The sequence below is a fragment of the Pseudomonas sp. FW305-E2 genome (genome assembly GCF_058782925.1).
Window position 1 is genome coordinate 1 of the sequence record NZ_JBYSYE010000007.1, and the last position, 21707, is coordinate 21707.

At 62.8% G+C, this 21707-nt stretch carries 22 protein-coding genes and 1 tRNA gene; 11 read left to right on the forward strand and 12 right to left on the reverse strand.

What is annotated here, in order from left to right:
- The coding region (locus AC3WLP_RS08745; RefSeq protein WP_103340179.1) for a TonB-dependent siderophore receptor at nucleotides 1-2120 on the forward strand (2120 nt) is incomplete at its 5' end.
- A 539-nt stretch (nucleotides 2121-2659) separates the two neighbouring features.
- Here the strand turns inward: AC3WLP_RS08745 and AC3WLP_RS08750 are convergent.
- A tRNA-Ser gene (locus tag AC3WLP_RS08750) sits at nucleotides 2660-2749 on the reverse strand.
- A gap of 198 nt (nucleotides 2750-2947) precedes the next feature.
- Between AC3WLP_RS08750 and AC3WLP_RS08755 the strand changes: the two genes are divergently transcribed.
- The 3 genes from AC3WLP_RS08755 (at nucleotide 2948) to AC3WLP_RS08765 (ending at nucleotide 5511) form a co-directional block, all read left to right on the forward strand.
- A complete protein-coding gene (locus AC3WLP_RS08755) occupies nucleotides 2948-3637 on the forward strand; it encodes a crotonase/enoyl-CoA hydratase family protein (protein ID WP_003252834.1) in 690 nt (229 codons plus the stop codon).
- A 120-nt stretch (nucleotides 3638-3757) separates the two neighbouring features.
- Nucleotides 3758-4471, forward strand: a complete 714-nt coding sequence (locus AC3WLP_RS08760) for a lysophospholipid acyltransferase family protein (RefSeq protein WP_004577086.1) — start codon at nucleotides 3758-3760, stop codon at nucleotides 4469-4471.
- A gap of 68 nt (nucleotides 4472-4539) precedes the next feature.
- A complete protein-coding gene (locus AC3WLP_RS08765) occupies nucleotides 4540-5511 on the forward strand; it encodes a magnesium and cobalt transport protein CorA (RefSeq protein WP_010952874.1) in 972 nt (323 codons plus the stop codon).
- 40 nt (nucleotides 5512-5551) lie between these two features.
- Here AC3WLP_RS08765 and AC3WLP_RS08770 read toward each other — a convergent pair whose 3' ends face one another.
- Nucleotides 5552-6286 carry an amidotransferase gene (locus tag AC3WLP_RS08770; protein WP_003252828.1) on the reverse strand — a complete coding sequence of 245 codons (735 nt, stop codon included), beginning with the start codon at nucleotides 6284-6286 and terminating at the stop codon, nucleotides 5552-5554.
- 526 nt (nucleotides 6287-6812) lie between these two features.
- On the opposite strand from AC3WLP_RS08770, the gene AC3WLP_RS08775 reads away from it, so the two are divergent.
- On the forward strand, nucleotides 6813-7613 hold the full coding sequence (locus AC3WLP_RS08775; RefSeq protein WP_004577085.1) for a cytochrome c: 801 nt from the start codon (nucleotides 6813-6815) through the stop codon (nucleotides 7611-7613).
- Between the two features lie 235 nt (nucleotides 7614-7848).
- Here the strand turns inward: AC3WLP_RS08775 and AC3WLP_RS08780 are convergent, their stop codons facing one another.
- The 4 genes from AC3WLP_RS08780 to AC3WLP_RS08795 all read right to left on the reverse strand — a co-directional run bounded on the left by AC3WLP_RS08780 (nucleotide 7849) and on the right by AC3WLP_RS08795 (nucleotide 11185).
- Entirely contained in the window at nucleotides 7849-8181 is a 333-nt protein-coding gene (locus tag AC3WLP_RS08780; RefSeq protein ID WP_003252824.1) for a ribonuclease E inhibitor RraB, read from the reverse strand.
- Nucleotides 8182-8355: 174 nt separating this feature from the next.
- Nucleotides 8356-8592: a hypothetical protein gene (locus AC3WLP_RS08785; protein ID WP_003252823.1), complete on the reverse strand. Its 237-nt coding sequence runs from the start codon at nucleotides 8590-8592 to the stop codon at nucleotides 8356-8358.
- A gap of 204 nt (nucleotides 8593-8796) precedes the next feature.
- Nucleotides 8797-10854: an LTA synthase family protein gene (locus tag AC3WLP_RS08790; protein ID WP_014859922.1), complete on the reverse strand. Its 2058-nt coding sequence runs from the start codon at nucleotides 10852-10854 to the stop codon at nucleotides 8797-8799.
- Between the two features lie 139 nt (nucleotides 10855-10993).
- Nucleotides 10994-11185, reverse strand: coding sequence for a PLDc N-terminal domain-containing protein (locus AC3WLP_RS08795; protein WP_003252818.1), 192 nt, complete (start codon nucleotides 11183-11185; stop codon nucleotides 10994-10996).
- Between the two features lie 126 nt (nucleotides 11186-11311).
- On the opposite strand from AC3WLP_RS08795, the gene AC3WLP_RS08800 reads away from it, so the two are divergent.
- A complete protein-coding gene (locus tag AC3WLP_RS08800) occupies nucleotides 11312-12250 on the forward strand; it encodes a ZIP family metal transporter (protein WP_012053339.1) in 939 nt (312 codons plus the stop codon).
- A gap of 263 nt (nucleotides 12251-12513) precedes the next feature.
- Here AC3WLP_RS08800 and AC3WLP_RS08805 read toward each other — a convergent pair whose 3' ends face one another.
- Both AC3WLP_RS08805 and AC3WLP_RS08810 read right to left on the reverse strand, forming a co-directional pair.
- Nucleotides 12514-13044, reverse strand: coding sequence for a hypothetical protein (locus tag AC3WLP_RS08805; protein ID WP_012053340.1), 531 nt, complete (start codon nucleotides 13042-13044; stop codon nucleotides 12514-12516).
- Between the two features lie 60 nt (nucleotides 13045-13104).
- Nucleotides 13105-13629 (reverse strand): ankyrin repeat domain-containing protein, encoded by a 525-nt coding sequence (locus tag AC3WLP_RS08810; RefSeq protein ID WP_017147845.1) that lies wholly within the window; start codon nucleotides 13627-13629, stop codon nucleotides 13105-13107.
- A 266-nt stretch (nucleotides 13630-13895) separates the two neighbouring features.
- On the opposite strand from AC3WLP_RS08810, the gene AC3WLP_RS08815 reads away from it, so the two are divergent.
- Nucleotides 13896-14168, forward strand: a complete 273-nt coding sequence (locus AC3WLP_RS08815; protein WP_003252809.1) for a DUF3509 domain-containing protein — start codon at nucleotides 13896-13898, stop codon at nucleotides 14166-14168.
- Between the two features lie 126 nt (nucleotides 14169-14294).
- On the opposite strand, the gene AC3WLP_RS08820 is transcribed toward AC3WLP_RS08815, so the two are convergent.
- The 3 genes from AC3WLP_RS08820 to aroC all read right to left on the reverse strand — a co-directional run bounded on the left by AC3WLP_RS08820 (nucleotide 14295) and on the right by aroC (nucleotide 17219).
- Nucleotides 14295-14831 (reverse strand): oxidase, encoded by a 537-nt coding sequence (locus tag AC3WLP_RS08820; protein WP_088513076.1) that lies wholly within the window; start codon nucleotides 14829-14831, stop codon nucleotides 14295-14297.
- Complete coding sequence (locus tag AC3WLP_RS08825; protein WP_014754131.1) at nucleotides 14831-15985, reverse strand: MFS transporter; 1155 nt, start codon at nucleotides 15983-15985, stop codon at nucleotides 14831-14833. Before AC3WLP_RS08825 ends, AC3WLP_RS08820 begins: the two co-directional genes overlap by 1 nt.
- A gap of 142 nt (nucleotides 15986-16127) precedes the next feature.
- A complete protein-coding gene (gene aroC, locus AC3WLP_RS08830; protein WP_003252803.1) occupies nucleotides 16128-17219 on the reverse strand; it encodes a chorismate synthase in 1092 nt (363 codons plus the stop codon).
- A 235-nt stretch (nucleotides 17220-17454) separates the two neighbouring features.
- On the opposite strand from aroC, the gene AC3WLP_RS08835 reads away from it, so the two are divergent.
- Entirely contained in the window at nucleotides 17455-18417 is a 963-nt protein-coding gene (locus AC3WLP_RS08835) for an alpha/beta hydrolase (protein WP_088513075.1), read from the forward strand.
- Nucleotides 18418-18482: 65 nt separating this feature from the next.
- A complete protein-coding gene (locus AC3WLP_RS08840) occupies nucleotides 18483-19265 on the forward strand; it encodes a hypothetical protein (protein ID WP_003252799.1) in 783 nt (260 codons plus the stop codon).
- 128 nt (nucleotides 19266-19393) lie between these two features.
- Here AC3WLP_RS08840 and prmB read toward each other — a convergent pair whose 3' ends face one another.
- Complete coding sequence (prmB, locus tag AC3WLP_RS08845) at nucleotides 19394-20302, reverse strand: 50S ribosomal protein L3 N(5)-glutamine methyltransferase (RefSeq protein WP_003252797.1); 909 nt, start codon at nucleotides 20300-20302, stop codon at nucleotides 19394-19396.
- A gap of 181 nt (nucleotides 20303-20483) precedes the next feature.
- Here prmB and AC3WLP_RS08850 point away from each other — a divergent pair, with 181 nt between their 5' ends.
- Both AC3WLP_RS08850 and AC3WLP_RS08855 read left to right on the forward strand, forming a co-directional pair.
- Nucleotides 20484-21074, forward strand: a complete 591-nt coding sequence (locus AC3WLP_RS08850; protein WP_003252796.1) for a cysteine hydrolase family protein — start codon at nucleotides 20484-20486, stop codon at nucleotides 21072-21074.
- Nucleotides 21075-21159: 85 nt separating this feature from the next.
- Entirely contained in the window at nucleotides 21160-21480 is a 321-nt protein-coding gene (locus AC3WLP_RS08855; RefSeq protein ID WP_004577080.1) for a hypothetical protein, read from the forward strand.
- Nucleotides 21481-21707: the final 227 nt, after the last annotated feature.

Sequence of the window (21707 nt, forward strand, 5' to 3'; positions counted from 1 at the left end):
ACCCCCGCCTGCCCCTGAGCCTGCTCAGCCTGGGCCTGGCCCTGCAGTGCCCCTCTGTGCTTGCCGAAGACAGCGTGGTGCTGGCCCCGTTGCAGGTCTCCGACACCTACGCCAATGATGGCTACCAGGCACGCCAGGCCGCGGTGGGCGGCTTCCAGCCCGCGCCACTGCTCGACACCCCCGCCTCTATCAGCGTGTTCAGCCAGCAGTTGCTGGAAGACCGCCAGGTACGCAAGCTTAGCGAAGTGTTGCAAAGCGATGCCTCGGTCGGCGAAAGCTATGCCCCCATCGGCTACTACGAAAACTTCAATGTGCGCGGCTTCGAGCTGAACGCCGCCAGTAGCTATCGCATCAATGGCCAGACCATTGCCGGCGAACAGAACGTAGCCCTGGAAAACAAGCAGCAGGTGGAATTGCTCAAGGGCCTGTCCGGGCTGCAGACCGGCGTGTCGGAGCCGGGCGGCTTGATCAACTATGTGACCAAGCGGGCCCAAGACATACGCAGCGTCACGGTATCGACCAACGAACAGGGCGAACGCTATCTGGCCACCGACCTTGGCGGCTGGTTCGGCAGCGAAAAGCAGTTCGGCCTGCGCGCCAACCTGGCCCATGAAGACATCCGCACCTACGTCGACCACGCTGACGGCAAGCGCGACTTCGCCTCGCTGGCATTCGACTGGCAGATCAACCCGGATGCCACCCTGCAGCTGGATGCCGAGTATCAACACCGCGAACAGTCGTCGGTGCCGGGTTACCAGCTGCTCGGTGGCACTGAAGTGCCACACGGCATCGACCCAGAAGACCGCCTGGCCTACCAGCATTGGGCAAAGCCCGTGCAGAACGACTCCCTGAACCTGGGCGGCCGCTTCGAATACCGCTTCAACGATACCTGGACCGGCACCGTGAGCGCCTCCCGCAGCAAAGTGGTGATCGACGATTACAGCGCGTTTGCCTGGGGTTCGAGCGAGGGGGCGTTTTTCGGCAGCAATGGCGACTACGACATCTATGACTTCCGCAGCCCCGACGATACCCGCCGTACCGACGAGGCACAGGCCATGCTCAACGGGCACTTCGATGCGCTGGGGGTGGGGCACGAGCTGACCGTGGGTACCAGTGCGCAGCGACGCACACTGGATCAGCGCCCGTACTACAACGAGTGGCTTGGTACCGGCAACATCCATACCAGCGCCCCGGACCTCGATCCGTCCGACAAACCCGTCGGCGCCAGCGAACGCCGGCTGGACAGCCGCCAGTACGGCTTGTTCGTCAGCGACCGCATCAGCTTCAACGAGCAATGGCAGACTGTGCTGGGCGCCCGTGAAGTGCGCCTGGATGAAAAGACCTGGGACGAGAACGGCGTAGCCGGGCGCCATACCCGCCAATACGAGCTGCTGCCCAACGCTGCGCTTATCTACAAACCGCAGCCAAACACCACGGTATACGCCAGCTACGCCAAGGGCCTGTCTGCCGGAGGCACAGCACCCTGGTTCGCCAGCAATGCAGCTGAAATCCTTGCACCCACCACCTCCCGCCAACTGGAACTGGGCCTCAAGCACGACTGGCAAGGCCTGAGCCTGAGTGCCGCCCTGTTCCAGATCCGCCAGGCGTACCAGTACGCGCGCCCGGACGGCACCGGCAACTTCACCTACGTGCAGCAAGGCCAGCAGAAAAATACCGGCCTGGAACTGGGCGCCAGCGGTCGGGTGACCCCGAACCTGCAGGTACAGGCCAGTGCGGCAGCCATTCGGGCGCGGGTGCAGAACAGCGGCACCGAAGCCTATGAAGGGCACCAGGCGATCAACGTGCCTAAATTCCGGGCGGCGCTGCATGCGGAATATGCCCTACCGGTTCCGGGGCTGGCGCTGCTGGGCGGGGCGCGGTATAGCGCCAGCAAGTATGCGAGCCAGGCGGGCAATGTGGAGGTTGGCGGGTATACCGTGTTCGACCTTGGCAGCCGCTACAGTACCCGTGTTGGCGGGTATGACACGGTGCTGCGGCTGACGGTGGATAACGTGCTGGACAAGCGATACTGGCGCGATGTGGGCGATTACCTGGGGGATAACTACCTGTTCCAGGGAGCACCGCGTACCGCTCGGCTTTCGGCTTCGATCAGCTTCTAGATTGCCGGGGCCGCTCTGCGGCCCTTTCGCGACACAAGGCCGCTCCCACAGGTGTGGACTGCCCCCAAGGGGTTGGATTGGTGTCCAACTTCTTGGGAGCACTCCAATTGCCTGTGGGAGCAACTGTCTTGCTCAATTTCTAAAAGCTGGCGCGATCCGTGTGGGAGCGGCCTTGTGTCGCGAAAGGGCTGCACAGCAGCCCCGGGATTTCAGCGTCGGTGCAAATAATGCTGGGGCCGCTTCGCGGCCCTTTCGCGACACAAGGCCGCTCCCACAGGCCGGTGTTCAGCTTCAGCCCAGCGCAGTGTCGAGAAACATCATCACCGCAAACCCACCCATCAACCCCGGGTAATGGAGCTGGGAGCATCGCTGGGCAGCTAGGTCGAGCCGGCGCTGGAAGCCCTGAAGGTCGCCGTACATCTGAAGCCTGGCATAGGCTTTGTGGGAGCCTTGTGTCGCGATGGGCTGCGCAGCAGCCCCAATGGCCTTGAAAACAAAAAGCCCCCGTGCTTTTCAGCGCGGGGGCTTTTTGTAGAATGTGGCGGTGAAGAAGGGATTTGAACCCTTGATACGATTTCTCGTATACACACTTTCCAGGCGTGCTCCTTCGACCACTCGGACACTTCACCGTTTCTCTTCAAGCCTTGCGGCCTGTCGAGGTGCGCTAATTTAGTGAAAGACTTTCCCTTTGGCAAGCATTTTTTTCAATTTTTTCATGTATTTGCACTTGGGCTGCCATGAGCACTGACCGACCAGTCAGCCTTGCTGCTTTACCTCGCCCCTGGCGCTGGGTAACGTCGTCGCCACGCCAACAAAAGGACTCTGCCATGAGCGAGCTGATTACCTACCACGCCGAAGACGGCATCGCCACCCTTACCCTGAACAACGGCAAGGTCAATGCCATCTCGCCGGACGTCATCACTGCCTTCAATGCAGCGCTGGACCGCGCTACCGAGGAGCGTGCAGTAGTGATCATCACCGGGCAGCCGGGCATTCTGTCAGGCGGTTACGACCTCAAGGTGATGACCCGCGGCCCCAAGGACGCCATCAGCCTGGTCACCGCCGGTTCCACCCTCGCCCGCCGGCTGCTGTCGCACCCGTTCCCGGTGGTGGTCGCCTGCCCCGGCAATGCGGTGGCCAAGGGCGCCTTCCTGCTGCTGTCGGCCGACTACCGCATTGGCGTCGATGGGCCATACAAGGTATGCCTGAACGAAGTGCAAATCGGCATGACCATGCACCACGCCGGCATTGAACTGGCCCGCGACCGCCTGCGCCGCTCGGCCTTCCACCGCTCGGTGATCAATGCCGAAGTATTTGACCCGCAGGGTGCCGTGGATGCCGGCTTCCTCGACAAGGTGGTACCGGCCGAGCAGTTGCAGGAAGCGGCAATGACTGCAGCACGAGAGCTGAAGAAGCTGAACATGCTGGCGCACAAGAACACCAAGCTGAAAGTGCGCAAAGGGCTGCTGGAGGCGCTGGACAAGGCGATCGAGCTGGATCAGCAGCATATGGGCTAGACGCACGGGCCCTTTTCGCGGGCTTGCCCGCGAAAAGGCCGGAACAGGCCTGCACCAAGGTTTGCCCCAACCAGTGCACACCCGTACACTGCCCCGCGACCGTCTGGTGTGAGCCGTACCATGCTTTATTCATTGCGTATGTTCCTGCTGGGGCTGCATTTTCTTGCCGTTGGCGCCGTGGGCCTGATCATTGGTCTGTGCCGCCCCTTCAACCCTGACAACAGCCGCGTTTTCGCCCGGCTCTACAGCTTGCCGGCCACCTGGCTGATGCGCATCAAGGTCAAGGCCGAAGTCGGCCCATTGTGGGACCATCCACCCGGGTGTGTGATCGTGGCCAACCACCAGTCCAACTTCGACCTGTTCGTGCTGGGCCAAGTGGTGCCGCAACGCACCGTCGCCATCGGCAAGAAGAGCCTGGGCTGGATCCCGCTGTTCGGCCAATTGTTCTGGCTGGGCGGCAACGTGCTGGTCGACCGCAAGAATGCCTATCAGGCACGCAGGGCCATACAGAAGACCACCCGGGTTCTGCAGGACGACACCTCGATCTGGATTTTCCCCGAAGGCACCCGCAATCCCGGCGAGCATTTGCTGGCGTTCAAGAAAGGCGCGTTTCACATGGCCATCGAGGCCGGTGTGCCGATCGTGCCGGTCTGCGTCAGCCGCTATGCCAGGCGCCTGAGCCTGAACAGCTGGCGCCAGCGCACGGTGATTGTGCGCTCGCTGCCGCCCATTGCCACGACGGGCATGACGCTGCAGGACCTGCCCGCGCTGATCGAGCAATGCCGGGTGCAAATGCAGCAGTGCATTGACCGCATGGAAAAAGAACTGGCCTGATCCGGGGTTGCTCTGGAGCCGGGTACAGCCCAAGCTGTATCCGTGTTCAATCGAATAAGCGGACAACCATGGGTCGAGTCGTGGCATCGGCGGTGTACAGCGCCGGCAGAAAGGTCACCAACATCAGCATCGACGAAGGCAGCGAGTGGGCGCGCAAGCCGGGGCATTTTGTGTGGATCGGCCTGGAAGAGCCCAATGCCGAAGAGCTGGCCAACCTGCAGTCGCAGTTCAACCTGCACGAACTGGCCATCGAAGATGCCCTGGAAAAACACAGCCGGCCCAAGCTGGAAACCTTCGGTGACGCGTTGTTCATCGTCACTTATTCGCCAGTGCGCCACGAAGGCAAACTGGAATTCATCGAGACCCATATCTTCGCGGGCAACGGCTACATCATCACCTGCCGCAACGGCCACTCCAAATCCTACGCCATGGTCCGCCAGCGCTGCGAGGCTCGGCCCCTGCTGCTGGAACATGGCGAAGACTTCGTGCTGTACGCCCTGCTCGACTTCGTCACCGAGAACTACCAACCGGTCAGCGAGGCCATTCATGGCGAGATCGAAGCGCTGGAGGAAAGCGTACTGGGCGGCTCGCTGCGGGAAGACGACATCCGCCGCCTGCACAGCCTGCGCCGTGACATCCTGCGCCTGCGCCGCTACGTGGCACCCCTGGTTGAAGTGAGCGAAGAACTGCAGCGCCTGAGCTTCCCGTTCATCGACAAGAACATGCGCCCGTACTTTCGTGATGTGCAAATTCACGTGACACGGCAGATGGAAGACTTGGCCGGCATACGCGACATTGCCAGCCAGACGATCGAGATCGGCATGCTGCTGGAATCGTCACGGCAAAGCATCGTGCAGCGCAAATTCGCGGCCTGGGCGGCGATTCTGGCATTCCCTACAGCCATTGCCGGGGTTTACGGGATGAACTTCCAGAACATGCCGGAGCTGAGCTGGCACTACGGTTACTTCGCGGTACTGGGGGTGATTGCGACGGGGTGTGCCGGGTTGTATGCCAGCTTCAAGAAATCGGGTTGGCTTTGATGGCCTCTTCGCGGGCGTGCCCGCGAAGGGTTGCCACCGATTAAGCGGCGCTGTCGCTGGCCTTTGATGGCTGCTGGATGAACCGCAACATCCACTCCCCTACCAAATCACCCTGGTGCTCGGTGGCCAGGCTGGCAACGGCCTTGTGGTACACCTCGTCACCCAGGTATTCCTGGCGCGCATCGAGCAGTGCGCGGGAGTAGTCATGCACGAATTCCGGGTGACCCTGGAAGCACAGCACCTGGTCGCGAATGTGGTACGCCGCGTTCGGGCAGAAATCGCTGGAGGCGATCACCGTAGCGCCTTCCGGCAGTTCGGTCACCTGGTCCTGGTGACTGATCAGCAAGGTCAGCTCCGACACCTCCGGGTCCATCCAGGGCGCATGCGCCGCCAACGAGTAGCGATGAATACCCACGCCCCAGCCTTGCTCAGCCCGCTCGGCCTTGCCACCCAGGGTCAAGGCCAGCAACTGGTGGCCAAAACATACGCCCAGCAGCTTTTCACCGCGCTCGTACAGCTTGAGCAGGTAGGCCTTTAGCGTCTGGATCCACGGGTCGGTACCGAACGAATCGGCCTTGCTGCCCGTCACAAGGTAGGCATCGAACTTTTCACTGTCGGCGGGATAGTCGCCGTGCATCACGTTGTACACACAAAATTCGGCGGCAATCGGCTGACGCGAGAAGAGCTGCTCGAACATCCTGCCGTAGCCCTGATATTGCGCCGTCAACTCCGGTCGCAGGACATCGGTTTCAAGGATGCAGATGCGTAACGACATAGGGGTAGTCCTGAACGACATGGGTGGGAATCTGCTGTAGAGACTGCCGCGAAAGGCACGTACAAGCAAGTAGGCTGCACTGACGAACGGTCACATTTCGTCGGCGCCTGCCGGGTGCTTGCGCCACTGTCTAGATAGAGCGTGTCAGCTAGATAGCACTTAGCCTCATAGCCAGAGGAATGGTTTTAGTGCACGGTTAGAACAAAGGGTTCTCAAATATGGATAACGCACACCCTACTGTTGAAGGTATATCCACTTTCAAGCGGCAAGCAGTCCGGCGCCATTCAACGCCACTGCGATCGACCCGAAGCGCGACAAGGAAGCCAACGGGTATTCAGGAATAACAACAAGAAGGCGGTCCGCCATGTTCAGACAATCGAAAATTCGCCAAGCTGGGCTCATTTTATTTGCCACCACGTTGCTGTTGATCTTGCCGAACCTGACACGTTTGTTTGGCTGACTGCGGCGGTGGCGCCAACGGGCAACGCACAGGTAACCTGCTGGCCTTGATGGTCGGAGATCGCCTATGCGCCACTGCCTTGCCCTGCTAGCGTTGCTCCTGAGCCTGCCATTGTCGGCGGCGCAACTGCACCTTGAACTGGGCGCGACACCGCGCCAGTGGAGCAGCGCCGAACTGCTTGGCCACCCTGAGGCCCAGGACATCAGCATCGAACAGGACGTATCCTACAAACGCCCCATGCACTATCGGGCGGTGCCACTGGTCACGCTGCTGAAAGGCGTGACTGCCAGCGATCACCTGCAGGCCGTGGCGCTGGATGGTTTTGCCGCCGAAATGCCCGCTGCGCCCTTGCTGCAGCAAGGGCCGGCACGGGCCTGGCTGGCCGTGGAAGACCCCGACACGCCGTGGCCGTCACTGGGTCCAGGCAAGCCAAGTGCCGGGCCGTTCTACCTGGTGTGGACTGCGCCGCAGGCCAGCGGCATCCGCCCTGAGCAGTGGCCATTCCAGATCGCCACCCTTCGCAAGCTGGCCCCGGTGGACCAGCGATTTCCTGCGCTGCTACCCGACCCGAAGCTGCCGGCCGACAGCCCGGTGCGCCAGGGCTTTGCCCTGTTCCAGCAGAATTGCCTGGTGTGCCACCGGTTGAACGGTGCGGGGGATGGGCAGGTGGGGCCGGACTTGAATGTGCCGTATAACCCGACCGAGTATTTTCAGCCGGTTTATTTACGCAAGTTGATACGCGACCCGCAAAGCCTGCGGCGGTGGCCGCAGGCGAAGATGCCGGGGTTTGCCGAAAGTGTGTTGAGTGAACAGGAACTGGATGCGCTGCTGGCCTATTTGGGGCACATGGCAGCGCGTAAGCCTTGAGGGCCTCTTCGCGGGTAAACCCGCGCCTACACGGTGGTGGAGGGTGGACACAGGTCGTCGTAGGCGCGGGTTCACCCGCGAAAGGGCCGGTCCTGCTGGCCAATATCCCTGGCCGTTCATCGTTGCCGCCGCCACCGTATTCGCGGGTGAACCCGCTCCTACAACGGCAGGTGGTGTCCACCCTCCATCAATGTGTAGGCGCGGGTTAACCCGCGAACGGGCCAACACAAAACTGTCAGGCCGTGAGCCGTTCGTGCTTGACGCCCCACCCTTCCACCTCACCCCCATACGGTGTCACCAACTGCTCGAAGGCCTCTTCAAAGTCGCCAATCCCGCCATGGGTGGCGTACATGACCTTGCTCAGTTCCAGGTGCCAGGCACCGTCGCCCAGCTCCTTCACCTGGGCATTGAGCGATTCCCCGCGAAACTGCCCGGCTGCACGACGGGCCCCTGCTTCGTCCGGGAATACGGCATAGAACTCGATGGGGTGGATCTGGGTGAAGTCGAAACCGCCTGCTTTCATCTGGCGCAGGACGTTGCTGCTGATATCGTCGTTCTGGCTGCTCATGAATCGTCCTCCTGAATAAAGCAATGGATAGACTTTCCGTGCACTACGCACCTGCCGGCAAAGGCCGTGCAGTTCGAGCTGATGCAAGACGCGAATTGTAGCGGCGCCAACCCGCAGAACAGGCAGGCCCTTCTCCAGCGTAGTGCCTGCCAAGGCACCACGCAAACGTGTGGTTCAGGGGACTTCGTGAATGCTGGTGATGGTCACACCACTATGCTCTTTGAGCCAGCGTGCGGTCGGGGAGATGATACGGTCCTGGAAGTCGTTGAGGTCCAGCTCGTCCATCACCGGAAACAGGTGTGAGCGGATGGCCCGCGCAACGTCTTCCTCGCTGGGGCAATGCTCGGCATGCAACAGCAATGTGGACGGTTCGCCCTTCTGGTCGGCAAAAATGACTTCCCACTCTTTCATTGAACGGACCCTCTCAGTCAACGAACACCAGGTGTGTGATGCCTGAATAACTGACCTTGGGGCGGGGATAATGTTCAGTCCGGGAAATTGTGCGGGGCCCATTTGCAGGCTTGCCCGCGCCCACAGGGCCAGCACAAGGTTCGAACCCTGTGCGAGCCTGTGGGCGCGGGCAAGCCCGTGAATGGGCCGCAACGCGGCCCTGGTTTACTTCGGTGTGCCGTGCACCACGCCAGCGGTGTTATCCAGCAGGCTCTTGGTCGCCGTCTGGATATACGCTTCCAGCTTCTTGAGCATTTCCGGCTGGTCCGGGCTTTCGATCAGTTCGGCCTTGAACTCGCTGCCCAACTGGTAGCGGTACATCCGCGGGCTCATGTCCTTGGACTCGATCAGGATACGGTCACCCTGTACCAACCCGACAATCTGCTCGCTGCCCGACGGCTTGATCATGCCCACGCCCTGGTCACCCTCGGGCAGGTTGAGCAGGTCACGCCCCCAGCACTGGTGGCGAGCCTTGCCACCCAGGCGGCCCATGATGGTCGGCACGATGTCGACCTGGGTACCCACGGTGTGGTTCACCGCACCGAACTTCTCCTGAATGCCCGGGGCAATCAGTAGCAGCGGCACGTTGAAGCGGCCCAGGTCCAGCTCGGTAACCTGCTGGTGGTTGCCAAAGCCATGGTCACCGACGATGACGAACAGGGTGTCCTTGAAGTAAGGCTCCTTACGCGCCTTCTCGAAGAACTGGCCCAGCGCCCAGTCCGAATAACGCATGGCGGTCAGGTGCTCGTCCAGACGGCCCTGGCCGGTCACTTTCTCTACCGGCAAGTCCTTCGGCAGGGCGTACGGCGTGTGGTTGGACAGCGTCTGCAGCAGCGCGTAGATCGGCTTCTTGCCATCATGCTTGGCCAGTTCTTCGTTGCCGCGGTCGAACATGTCCTGGTCGGACACACCCCAGGTCGGGTCGGAGAACACCGGGTTGACGAAGTCATTACGGCCGATGAAGGTGGTCATCCCCTGGTTGCCGAAGAACCCGGACTGGTTGTCCCAGGCAAAGTCGCCGTTGTAGACGTACACGTCGTCGTAGTCACGGGCGCTGAGCAGGGCCGGCAGGCCCGACAGCTTATGGCCGCCTTCCGGGGTCTGCATCAGGTATTCGAAACCTGGCAGGTTGGGGAAGCAGGCCATGGTGGCGAACATGCCCTGGTGGGTATGGGTGCCGTTGGAGAAGAAGCGGTCGAACAGCAGGCCTTCTTTGGCCAGCTTGTCGAAGTACGGGGTGATGTTGTTGGGGCTGCCAAGCGCGCCTACCGAGTGGCCGGCGAAGCTTTCCATCAGGATCACCACCACGTTCTTGATCGGCAGGGTACGGTCAGCCGGCGGCACAAAGTCGCGGCGGATAGCGGCTTCGTCGGCGTCGACCAGCGTGTCGTGGGCGGTCAGCAGTTGCTCACGCACACTTTGCGTGGCCACGTCCTGCTGCAGGACTGGCTTCCAGATGTTGGCACGGTCCTCGCCAAAACGGCTCTTGGCAGCGTCGATCAGGGTCAGGGTGCCGTTCAGGCCCAGCTGGTTGACGAAGTTGGAGTCCGTGGTGAAGGCATCACCCCAGCGCATCGGCGGGCCCTGGCGCAGGGTGCCACGGGCAGCGACCACGGCCACCAGCAAGATCACCATGAATACCGCCAGGCGCTTGTACCACGGGGCAACGCGGTACAGGCCTTCGGCACGGGTGGCGCGATCGATACCTTTGAACAGCAGGCTCAGCAGCCAGGTCCCGAAGGCCCAGGCCAGCAGGTAGCGGACCACCGGGAAACCGTACCAGAGCATGCTCATGACGGTTTTCGGGTCTTCCTTGATGTATTGGAAAACCAAGCCGTTGAGGCGCTGGTGGAACTCGCGGTAGAAGTCCATTTCCATCAGGCCGAGGAACATCACCACGCTCGAAGCGAGGGTCAGCCAGAAACGGAACACGCCACGCCGGGCCATGGCCCAGGGGCTGAGGATGGCCAGCAGCAGCGGAATACTGATGTAAACCACCACCCGCAGGTCGAAGCGCAAGCCGTTGAGGAAGCCTTCGGCGACCGTCGAATAAGGGGTATCGCCGACCATGTCGTTGTTGTAGGCCAGCAGCGCCAGGCGCACGAGGCTGAGCATCAGCATGATCACCAGGCCGCTGAGCAGCGTGTAGGCCAGGTGGGATTTCAAGGTCGGCGAAAATGACGTTCGCGCGCCCTGTTGCTTCAAGGCGTCCGTGTTAGCCATGAATGGGAAGGTCCTAGGATTGCGGTTTGCGAAGAGGCGATGGCGCTAGGCCAACGCAGCATTATGCGGGTGCGGATTCTGTTTAAACCAATGTGAAAATTTTGTCACGGCCCTATTACTGGCTATGTCAGTAACGCGCCTAGAGCCGCACATTTCCCCGCGGCCCGGCAATCGCCCAGATCACCAGCCCCACCACCGGCAGCAAGGCGATCAACAAGATCCACAACACCTTGATGCCCACCTCGCTGCCACTCTTGATCACGTTGAGAATGGCCCAGATATCCAGCGCCAGAATGATCAGCCCGACCAGGCTGTTGAAGGTAGATCCCATGTCTGAATTCCTGTCCAGAGGCTTTGCTGCACAGCATAGTCAGCTATCGCACCAATAGAAGGGAATCCTTGGCGGATGTCGCAGGTCCCTCGGTAGACTGACTGCATTCACTGATTCGAGGTTCGCATGCCGCCCACTCACAGCCAAAGCGCCGCCCCCTCTTCACTGCTGCAGGCCTGGCGCCAGCAGGTTTCCGATACCCCCTGGCTCAGCGCCGGCCTGGGGCTGAGCCTGCTGGCGGTGTGCGTGCTGCTGGCCGCCAGCCTCTGGAACGCGGTGAACGGCGACCATGCCGACAACCTGCACCTGGCCATGCTGGGCGGGTTGTCCGGCTTTGGGGCCACCGCACTGGGCGCCGTGCTGGCAGTGGTGCTGCGCGATGTCAACGCGCGCACCCAGGACGTGATGCTGGGCTTTGCTGCCGGCATGATGCTGGCGGCCAGCTCGTTTTCGCTGATTTTGCCGGGCCTGGAGGCTGCCCGAGAGATCACGGGCAACGGCCCGGCCGCTGCGTTTACCGTGGTGCTGGGCATGGGCCTGGGTGTGCTGCTGATGCTGGGCCTGGACCGCTTCACCCCGCATGAACACGAAAGCACCGGCCCGTGCGGCCCCGAAGCCGAGCGCATCAGCCGGGTGTGGCTGTTTGTGCTGGCGATTACCCTGCACAACCTGCCTGAAGGCATGGCGATTGGCGTGAGCTTTGCCAATGGCGACATGAACATCGGCCTGCCACTGACCAGTGCCATCGCCATTCAGGACATCCCCGAGGGGCTGGCCGTGGCGCTGGCCTTGCGCGCCACGGGGCTTTCCAACCTGAAGGCCGCGTTGGTGGCGATAGGGTCGGGCCTGATGGAGCCGCTAGGGGCGGTGATCGGGCTGGGGATTTCTACCGGCTTTGCCCTCGCCTACCCGATCAGCATGGGGCTGGCGGCGGGGGCGATGATCTTTGTGGTCAGCCACGAGGTGATCCCCGAAACCCACCGCAACGGGCACCAGACAGCGGCGACCCTGGGGTTGATGGGTGGGTTTGCGGTGATGATGTTTCTCGACACTGCGCTGGGCTGAAGATTGATATTTCGTGAGCCGGCCTCTTCGCGGGCTCGCCCGCTCCCACAGGGATATCACAGGGCCTGATGCGGTGGAGTATCTGTGGGAGCGGCCTTGTGTCGCGAAAGGGCCGCGAAGCGGCCCCGGCATTATTTGCATCGACGCTGAAATCCCGGGGCTGCTGTGCAGCACTTTCGCGACACAAGGCCGCTCCCACACGGATCGCGCCAGCTTTCAGAAATTGAGCAAGACAGTTGCTCCCAAAAGGACTGCGCCAGGCTTTAGATGTGTACGGCGACTTTCAACGCTTCCAGCGCCGGCTCGACCTTGATGCCCAGCGCTGCCCCCAGCTCCATTACCCGCGCCAGGTCCTGCTGCCCCACCATGACCATCTGCAGTTCATCATCGAGCAACTGGCTGAAGTTGAGCAGCACATAACCACCGGCCTCCTTGTTCAGCGCGCCCATCTGCACCTGGATACGGTTGAGCGCGGTCAGTGGCTCGGTACGGGCCAGTTGCTTGGGCTTGAGGGTAAACGGCACGCTGTTGTCGAACGAGTCGCTGATCTGCTGGAACAGCGCCTGGTAGCTGTCGGCCTGGAACACCACGGTATCCGGCAGGCTGCCCAGCACCACCCATTCGCCCAGGGGAATCGGGAAAGTGTCGTCGTAGTTGATGTCAGGGTTGGCGGCCAGAAAGGCGACAGGGTCGGCGTAGGCCTGGGCGGCCTCGTCGGCGATACGCTCGATGTCTGCCTCACGCATGCAGCCTGCGCCAATGAGGCTGATGAATTCGAGCAACTGAGTTTTCATGAAAGGGGGCCTGCGACGGGTGAAAAGTCGCCAAGGATAGCCGCAAATGCCCCTAGGCGGTTAGCCGGCCTGTGCTTGCAGGCGCGCGGCAGTGTCTGCTGCGCCCATGGTTTGCGCCGCCATCAGGGCGGTGATGCCGCGGGCGTCCTGGTGCGCCGGGTCGGCCCCCTGGGCCAGCAGATAGTCGAGGATTTCGCTGCGGTTGAACATCGCCGCCAACATCAGCGCGGTGCGACCGTCCTGTGCGGCGGCATCCACCGGCACGCCATGCTCCACCAGCAGGCGAATCATCGCCAGGTCCCCTTTGAATGCGGCACCGGCAATCGGCAGCTGGCCATTGTCGTTGGCAATCAACGGATCGGCACCTTGCGCCAGCAGCACCCGCACCGCCTCGTGGTGGCCGTGGTAGCTGGCCAGCATCAGCAAGGTATCGCCCTTGTGATTACGCAGGTTGGCCGGCAGGCCGCTGGCAAGCAGGCGCCCGAGCATGTCGGCGTCGCCCTGGCGGGCACGTTCGAACACCTGCTCGGCGAACGCAGCGGTTTCGTCATCGGTCATGGTGGCAGGTGCGGGTTGGCTGGACATAGGGAACCTCCTGGCATAATTGATGGCCCAAGTGTTCGTCAGGCATGCCATTGCGGTCAAAGGTTCAGATTCTATAAGGCCGATAGGCAAACCCTGACCCGTGCAAAATGCACTGTGCAAAATGCACGACCGTGCAGCCTGCACGATGCCGCTTCTGCAAATTACCCGTAACCTCCTGTATTTACTGAGTTTTTCGCCAAACAGGATTCTGGCACGGTCACTGCAACCATCAACTCACGTCTGCCACACACCAGCCAGGAGTTGATATGGACCTCATCCAGCAAAAGTTCGCCTCGGTATTTTCGGCCTATCAAGTGAATACCAAAGCCCGGCCCGATGGCGGTGTACTGCTTACCCTGCGCGCAGCGGATGGCAAGGTTACCCGCCGGGTGCTGACCTATGGGCAATTGCACAGTGCCGAACAGCTGTCCTGGGCGATCAGTGCCATCCGTCGTGACCTGGCTGAAGAGGCCAGTGAGTTGCCGGTCATCTCGATGCTGCAGAGCCAGCAGCGGTTTGCCTTGCCGACTTACCGCTGAGGGGCGTATTGCCTGAACTGGCCTCTTCGCGGGTGAACCCGCTCCTACGACCGACGGTTGCGCCGCCCTTGGCATCGCGCAGTCAATGTAGGAGCGGGTTAACCCGCGAAGAGGCCGGCAATGCCATTACAACTCGTCGATCCCCAGAAACGCCCGCGCCGTTGCATCCCCGGTAAACCGCGCCTCCACACCCTGCTCGCTGCCATACAAGCGCAACGCCAGGCAAAACGGTGTATCACCCAGCTCAACCCAGCGCCGCGTCCCGGCCGGCACCAGCAGCTGGTCACCCTTCTCGCACAGCACCGAATACACCCATTCCCCCAGCCGCAGGCCAACCTGCGCTCGCCCGCTGACCACGGCGAAGAGCTCGTCGGCATCATGCACATGCTCATCACGCACATCGACCTGTGCCGGGTCTTCACCGTCGCGGTTGAGCAGCGCGAAGGCCTTGCTGCCATGCGCCGTCATCAACTCATCCAGATACACGCGGCAAACCTCCAGCACCTCGTCCTGGGCCGTGCCCGGGCGCACCCGCAGGCCAGGTTCGGCATGCACAAAGCGCACGCCCTGCTCGGCCAACGTAGCGGCGATGTCGTCGTGGTGAGTCAGCACCTTGTTCGGCAGTGCCGGGCTGGCGGGGTGGAAAACGCTGAGAATGCTCATCAGGGGCGGGTCCTGGTCGGTTGCGAACAAAGGGCAATGATAACGGCTGCGGCCAAGGCTGCGGCACTGGCCATACCAAAGGTGAAGGTGGGGCCCAGCAGCTTCCAGCTGTAGCCTGAGTACAGCGCCCCCAGCGCACCGCCGGTACCCGACAGCGCGGCGTAAAGCGCCTGGCCCTGGCCCTGCTGGCGGGCACCGAAGCTGGCCTGGACGAACGCGATGCTGGCGGCATGGAAGCAGCCGAAGGTGGCCGCGTGCAGCAGCTGGGCGAAGATCAGTACTGCCGGCTCCTGGGCCAGGTTGCCCAGCAGCAGCCAGCGCAATGCCGCCAGCAGGAAGCTGACCAACAGCACGCGCTGTACGCTGAAACGGGCGAACAGGCGGCTCATGACCATGAACATCAGCACCTCGGCCACCACCCCAAGCGCCCATAACAGGCCGATGGCACCGCGCGTGTAGCCCAAGTGCTCCAGGTGCAGGGTAAGGAAGGTGTAGTACGGCCCGTGGCTGAGCTGCATCAGGGCCACGCACGCGTAGAACGCGATCACCCCCGGGGCACGCAACTGTTGCAGGAAGCCTTCCGTGCCGCTGCGCCCGCCCTGTTCCACTGGCTGGGCATTGGGCACCCACAGGCTGGCGGCAACGATGCCGGCCATGATCGTGAACAGCGCCACCGGGTAGATGTCCAGGCTCAACCACTCGAACAAGCGGCCCAGGCCAACCACGGTGAGGATGAAACCGATCGAACCCCACAGACGTACCTGGCTGTAGCGCGACGTTTGCCCGTGCAGGTGGGCCAAGGTGATGACCTCGAACTGCGGCAGCACTGCATGCCAGAAGAACGCGTGCAGGGCCATGACCAGCGCCAGCCAGGCGTAGCTTTTGCCAAAGAAGATCAGGGCGAAGGTGGCCAGGGTGCACAGCGCGCCAAGGCGGACGATCAACAGCCGCTGCCCCGTGCGATCGCCCAGCCAGCCCCACAGGTTGGGGGCCACGCAGCGCATCAGCATGGGGATGGCCACCAGCTCGCCGATGCGCGCCGGGGAGAAGCCCAGGTGGTCGAAGTACAGCGCCAGGAACGGTGCGGTGGAGCCCAGCAGGGCGAAATAGAACAGGTAGAAGCTGGACAGGCGCCAGTAGGGGATGGGTTGCATGGGGTGGCCTTGTGGGGACCTGGGCCGGCCTCTTCGCGGGTGAACCCGCGCCTACGCGGATTTCACCCTGTCACTGCACCTGAGGGCAGTGATATCCCAATGTAGGAGCGGGTTTACCCGCGAAGAGGCCGGTGCAGTTGGATCAGCGCTGGCCCAGCACCGGGGTATTCACTTGCACATCGGCATTCTGCGCACGGTGGCGCAGCAGGTGGTCCATCAGCGCAATGGCCATCATCGCCTCGGCAATCGGCGTGGCACGAATGCCCACGCACGGGTCATGGCGGCCCTTGGTGATGACGTCCACCGGGTTGCCATCGACATCGATCGAGCGGCCCGGGGTGGTGATGCTGGAAGTGGGCTTCAGTGCCAGGTGGGCAACGATCGGCTGGCCCGAGGAAATACCGCCCAGAATGCCGCCTGCATTGTTGCTGAGGAAGCCTTCCGGGGTCAGTTCGTCCCGGTGCTCGGTGCCGCGCTGGGCCACACTGGCGAAGCCGGCGCCGATTTCCACGCCCTTGACCGCGTTGATGCTCATCAGCGCATGGGCCAGCTCTGCATCCAGGCGGTCGAAGATCGGTTCGCCCAGCCCGGGCATCACGCCTTCTGCAACCACGGTGATCTTGGCGCCCACCGAATCCTGGTCTCGGCGCAGCTGGTCCATGTAGGCCTCCAGCTCAGGTACTTTGTCCGGATCAGGGCTGAAGAAGGCGTTCTGCTCCACCGACTCCCAGGTCTTGAACGGGATTTCGATCGGGCCCAGCTGGCTCATGTAGCCACGCACGGTGATGCCCTGGGTGGCCAGGAACTTCTTGGCGATAGCGCCGGCGGCCACACGCATGGCGGTTTCGCGGGCCGAGCTGCGGCCGCCGCCGCGGTAGTCGCGGATACCGTACTTGTGGTGGTAGGTGTAGTCGGCGTGGGCCGGGCGGAACAGGTCCTTGATGGCCGAGTAGTCCTTGGACTTCTGGTCGGTGTTGCGGATCAGCAGGCCGATCGAGCAGCCGGTGGTGCGGCCTTCGAACACGCCGGAAAGGATTTCTACCTCGTCGGCTTCCTGGCGCTGGGTGGTGTGCCGGCTGGTGCCGGGCTTGCGCCGGTCGAGGTCGTGCTGCAGGTCGGCGAGGGAAATTTCCAGGCCCGGAGGGCATCCATCGACAATGGCGACCAACGCCGGGCCATGGCTCTCGCCAGCGGTGGTGACAGTGAACAGCTTGCCGTAGGTATTGCCGGACATGGACGCTCCGCGAGTTCTGCCTGAAATGGACGAAAGCAGCAGTATACAGATGCTTTGATCGCCTGTGCGGGCCTCTTCGCGGGCATGCCCGCTCCCACAGGATCACCACAGATCCAAATGCTGTGAAATACCTGTGGGAGCGGGCGTGCCCGCGAAAGGGCCGAACCTGCCATTCGCTTCCCAGAACCTTCCCGCCAACAGTGGGTCAAACCCACATCTCCCCATGTAGTACCGCATGATGTCGCGCCTCGTCGCCTTGCTCTTCCTGCTGTGCACCGGCCTGGCCCAGGCCGCCGCCCCCACTGTACTGCAACGCCCGATCGACCTGGACACCGGCCAGGGCGTGCTGCACGGCAGCCTGCTGCTGCCGCAACAGGCCACCCCGCCGCCAGTGGTGCTGATCATCGCCGGCTCCGGCCCCACCGACCGCGACGGCAACAACCCGGCGTCGGGCCGGGTCGACAACCTCAAGCGCCTGGCCCTGCTGCTGGCCAACGAGCACATTGCCAGCGTGCGTTACGACAAACGCGGGGTGGCCGCCAGCCAGCCGGCCACGCCTGACGAGCGTGACCTCAGCGTGGAGCGCTACGTGGCCGATGTGGTCGCCTGGAGCCGCAAGCTCAAAGCCGACCCGCGCTTCGGCCCGCTGATCCTGATTGGCCACAGCGAAGGCGCACTGATTGCCAGCCTGGCCGCCGAGCAGGCTGGCGCCAGCGCAGTCATCACCCTGGCCGGCAGCGGCCGGCCGCTGGCCGAGGTGCTGCACGAACAACTGGCCCAGCGCCTGCCGCCCGCGCAACTGGCCGGTGGCAGTGCCCTGCTCGACCGCCTGCAGGCCGGGCAGACCAGCCTGGATGTGCCAGCGCCGCTGCGCCAGGTGTTTCGCCCCAGCGTGCAGCCGTACCTGATTTCGCTGTTCCAGCAAAACCCGGCAGCCGCCTTTGCCCGCCTGCCCATGCCCGCGCTGATCGTGCAGGGGCGCAACGACGTGCAGGTGGACGTGGCCGACGCCCAACGGCTGAAAGCGGCCAAGCCAGATGCACAACTGGTCCTGATTGATGGCATGAACCACATGCTGCGCATCAGCCCCAAGAGCATGAGCCAGCAGCGCGACAGCTACCTCAACCCCGAGCTGCCGCTGGCGCGTGAGCTGGGCGAGCGAATTGTGACGTTCATCCAGCATTTGCCTTCGGCGTAAGTCAAACAGGCTCAGGTCTCAGCCATGCCTGCCGATACAGCAGGCATAGCTGAGGACAAGCCCTGATGACCACCTCCCCCACCGCCGTCGAGCCGGCCGAAGAACCCCAGGAAATCCCCGCCCTGCCCTGGGCCGAGCTGACCGCCGAACATTTCCAGCTGCTGCGCCTGGCAGCACTGCCTACCGACCGCAGCACCGGCGCGCGGCCGCTGCGTTTTGTGCAGTTCGGCTATGCCGAGCGCCATGACAAGGCACACAGCCTGCTGCGCATGGAAATCCAGCTGCCTGGGCAGAAAGTACACAAAGAGCAGAACCGCCTGGACATCCGCGTCGACCATGCCGAGCGCCTGGTGCGTATTGGCAATGAACATGGCCTGCAACTGGAACCGGTGAACCGTGGCATCGGCCGTTTCATGCTGGCCCAGGCCGCGCAGTGGTTGCAGCGCAGGTGGTCGCACTACCGGGTTGAAGGCATGGCGCTGCCGAGCAAGGATGCCCTGAACGAGGACTCACGCCTGCGCCGTGACCACTGCTTGCGCGGGGTGGGTATCGAGGTGCAGTACGAGGACAGCCAGCACCTGAAGGGCCGTACCGCGGATATGACGGTGGGCCAGCTCAAGGCCGCCTGGAGCAACGAGCGCCTGCAGCGGGTGGAGATTCTGGATGCCGCCAACCTGCTGCAGCAGGCGGACCAGCAACTGCAGGAAAAGGAAGGGCAACTGCGCGAGCGGGATGAGCGCGTGGCCAAATACCAGCGCGAAGACGGCGGATTGCGTTTCACCATTACCTGCCTGGTGGCGTTTGCCGTGTTCCAGGCAGGGCTGTTGATCTGGATTGCAACCCGCTAAGACCGCATCTGCCGGTGAAGATTGGGGCCGCTTCGCGGCCCATCGCGACACAAGGCCGCTCCCACAGATTGATCGCGCACCTTGTGAGGCCTTGTGTCGCGATGGGCTGCAAAGCAGCCCCAAATAGCCTAAACGCGGGCCTTGAACAATTCCTGATGCTGGCGGCACTGCTCGGCGGTGAGCATGAACACCCCGTGCCCGCCACGCTCGAATTCCAGCCAGGCAAAGTCCACCTCGGGGTACAACGCCTCGACATGCACCTGGCTGTTGCCCACTTCGACAATCAGCAAACCCTTCTCGGTCAGGTGGTCAGCCGCTTCGGCCAGCATCCGCCGTACCAGGTCCAGGCCGTCGCTGCCGCAGGCCAGGCCCAGCTCGGGCTCATGGTGGTACTCGGCCGGCATGTCGTCGAAGTCTTCGGCATCGACATACGGCGGGTTGGACAGGATCAGGTCAAAACGCTGCCCCGGCAAACCGCCAAAGCCATCGCCCTGCACGGTGTACACGCGCCCGTCCAGGCCATGGCGCTCGATGTTCTGGTTGGCCACTTCAAGGGCCTGGAACGACAGGTCGGCCAACACCACCTCGGCCTCGGGGAACACGTCAGCGGCGACGATGCCGATGCAACCCGACCCCGTGCACAGGTCCAGAATGCGCGCCGGCTCGCTGGCCAGCCACGGCTCAAAACGTTTTTCGATCAGCTGGCCAATGGGCGAACGCGGCACCAGCACCCGTTCGTCGACGATGAACGACATGCCGCAGAACCAGGCCTCGCCCAGCAGGTAGGCGGCCGGTACACGCTCTTCGATACGGCGCTTGAGCAGGTGCTGAAGGCGTACTCGCTCGTCGTCCTCGAGCATGCAGTCCAGGTAGCTGTCGGCCACCTCCCATGGCAGGTGCACCGCACCCAGCACCAGCAGGCGGGCTTCGTCCCAGGCGTTGTCGGCACCGTGACCGAAGAACAGGTCATGCTCGTGGAAGCGGCTGACCGCCCAGCGGATGTAGTCGCGCAGCGTGCGCAGACGGGATGTGATCACGGGGTACTCCTATTTTCAGACCGGACAAAAGTCTAACAGCCCCACCCGCACATTTGTTCCTTTGCCTTGCCCAAAGGCTAGCCACAGGCCAGTAACCATGCCGCTTGCGTTGTCAACCATTCCCATTGGCGCCAAGGCAGGGGAGAATAGGTATACAAAAGCCCTATCCAAGGAGCCCTTGATGTCCGTTCCAACCACGATGTTTCGCCTCACTGGCCGCGACTATCCGCCGGCCAAGCTGAGCCACGCCAGCCTGATCATCATCGATGCACAAAAGGAGTACCTCAGTGGTCCCCTGAAGCTGTCAGGCATGGACGAGGCCGTGGCCAACATCGCCAGGTTGCTCGACGCCGCCCGTAAAAGCGGCCGTCCGATCATCCATGTTCGCCACCTGGGCACTGTTGGTGGCCGCTTCGACCCCCAGGGGCCGGCTGGCCAGTTCATTCCGGGGCTGGAGCCGCTGGAAGGTGAAATCGTCATCGAAAAACGCATGCCCAACGCGTTCAAGAACACCAAGCTGCACGAAACTTTGCAGGAGCTGGGCCACCTGGACCTGATCGTCTGTGGTTTCATGAGCCATTCCAGCGTCAGCACCACCGTTCGCCGCGCCAAGGACTATGGTTATCGGTGCACCCTGGTAGAAGACGCGTCGGCCACCCGCGACCTGGCATTCAAGGACGGCGTCATTCCGGCCGCGCAGATTCACCAGTGCGAAATGGCCGTGATGGCTGACAACTTCGCTTGCGTCGCACCCACCGCGAGCCTGATCTGAGCGGCTTGCAGGACCGCCCGGCAGCCGGGCGGAACCCGATGGGCAGCAGCAGGTCGAATTCCGGATATCCACCGAGGAGAGCGGAATGAAGCTTAAAGGCAGTTTCGACGCCAAGCGCCTGCGCCCGCGCGAGCCGCGTAACTGGGGCGCCCGCCTGGCGGCCGGTCTGTCGGCCCTGCTGGCGACGCTGGGCGTATTGCTGGCCATGGCCGGCGTCGCCGGCCTGCTGGGCAACTACCCTGCCCTGCAGGAACTCAACGCCAACAAACCGTTGTCCAGCATCCTCACCGTGGCTGGCTTGCTGTTGCTGTGGCTGGGTGTGCGCTTCTGGCGGCGCAGCCGTATCCGCTTGCGCCGCGGGCGGGAGCTTAACCTGTCGCCGCACCTGATGAAGAAGCACGATTGAGACGCTGCCAACGCGGTCCTTGTGGGAGCGGCCTTGTGTCGCGAAAGGGCCGCAAAGCGGCCCCGGCAATTCATGCAGTGAACTGAAACCCTCGGGGGCGCTGCGCACCCCTTTCTCGACGCAAGGCAGTTGCCCCCCGATCGCACCGGCCTCAAGCCATGCGCAATCCCTGTAGGAGCGGGTTTACCCGCGAAGAGGCCCGCACAGGCTGCACACGGCCCCACAGT

Excerpts from the sequence above, each read along its gene's own strand:
- AC3WLP_RS08755 (WP_003252834.1), top strand. The coding sequence starts at position 2,948 with ATGAGCGAGCTGATTACCTACCACGCCGAAGACGGCATCGCCACCCTT.
- AC3WLP_RS08760 (WP_004577086.1), top strand. The coding sequence starts at position 3,758 with ATGCTTTATTCATTGCGTATGTTCCTGCTGGGGCTGCATTTTCTTGCC.
- AC3WLP_RS08765 (WP_010952874.1), top strand. The coding sequence starts at position 4,540 with ATGGGTCGAGTCGTGGCATCGGCGGTGTACAGCGCCGGCAGAAAGGTC.
- AC3WLP_RS08770 (WP_003252828.1), bottom strand. The coding sequence starts at position 6,286 with ATGTCGTTACGCATCTGCATCCTTGAAACCGATGTCCTGCGACCGGAG.
- AC3WLP_RS08775 (WP_004577085.1), top strand. The coding sequence starts at position 6,813 with ATGCGCCACTGCCTTGCCCTGCTAGCGTTGCTCCTGAGCCTGCCATTG.
- AC3WLP_RS08780 (WP_003252824.1), bottom strand. The coding sequence starts at position 8,181 with ATGAGCAGCCAGAACGACGATATCAGCAGCAACGTCCTGCGCCAGATG.
- AC3WLP_RS08785 (WP_003252823.1), bottom strand. The coding sequence starts at position 8,592 with ATGAAAGAGTGGGAAGTCATTTTTGCCGACCAGAAGGGCGAACCGTCC.
- AC3WLP_RS08790 (WP_014859922.1), bottom strand. The coding sequence starts at position 10,854 with ATGGCTAACACGGACGCCTTGAAGCAACAGGGCGCGCGAACGTCATTT.
- AC3WLP_RS08795 (WP_003252818.1), bottom strand. The coding sequence starts at position 11,185 with ATGGGATCTACCTTCAACAGCCTGGTCGGGCTGATCATTCTGGCGCTG.
- AC3WLP_RS08800 (WP_012053339.1), top strand. The coding sequence starts at position 11,312 with ATGCCGCCCACTCACAGCCAAAGCGCCGCCCCCTCTTCACTGCTGCAG.
- AC3WLP_RS08805 (WP_012053340.1), bottom strand. The coding sequence starts at position 13,044 with ATGAAAACTCAGTTGCTCGAATTCATCAGCCTCATTGGCGCAGGCTGC.
- AC3WLP_RS08810 (WP_017147845.1), bottom strand. The coding sequence starts at position 13,629 with ATGTCCAGCCAACCCGCACCTGCCACCATGACCGATGACGAAACCGCT.
- AC3WLP_RS08815 (WP_003252809.1), top strand. The coding sequence starts at position 13,896 with ATGGACCTCATCCAGCAAAAGTTCGCCTCGGTATTTTCGGCCTATCAA.
- AC3WLP_RS08820 (WP_088513076.1), bottom strand. The coding sequence starts at position 14,831 with ATGAGCATTCTCAGCGTTTTCCACCCCGCCAGCCCGGCACTGCCGAAC.
- AC3WLP_RS08825 (WP_014754131.1), bottom strand. The coding sequence starts at position 15,985 with ATGCAACCCATCCCCTACTGGCGCCTGTCCAGCTTCTACCTGTTCTAT.
- aroC (WP_003252803.1), bottom strand. The coding sequence starts at position 17,219 with ATGTCCGGCAATACCTACGGCAAGCTGTTCACTGTCACCACCGCTGGC.
- AC3WLP_RS08835 (WP_088513075.1), top strand. The coding sequence starts at position 17,455 with ATGATGTCGCGCCTCGTCGCCTTGCTCTTCCTGCTGTGCACCGGCCTG.
- AC3WLP_RS08840 (WP_003252799.1), top strand. The coding sequence starts at position 18,483 with ATGACCACCTCCCCCACCGCCGTCGAGCCGGCCGAAGAACCCCAGGAA.
- AC3WLP_RS08850 (WP_003252796.1), top strand. The coding sequence starts at position 20,484 with ATGTCCGTTCCAACCACGATGTTTCGCCTCACTGGCCGCGACTATCCG.
- AC3WLP_RS08855 (WP_004577080.1), top strand. The coding sequence starts at position 21,160 with ATGAAGCTTAAAGGCAGTTTCGACGCCAAGCGCCTGCGCCCGCGCGAG.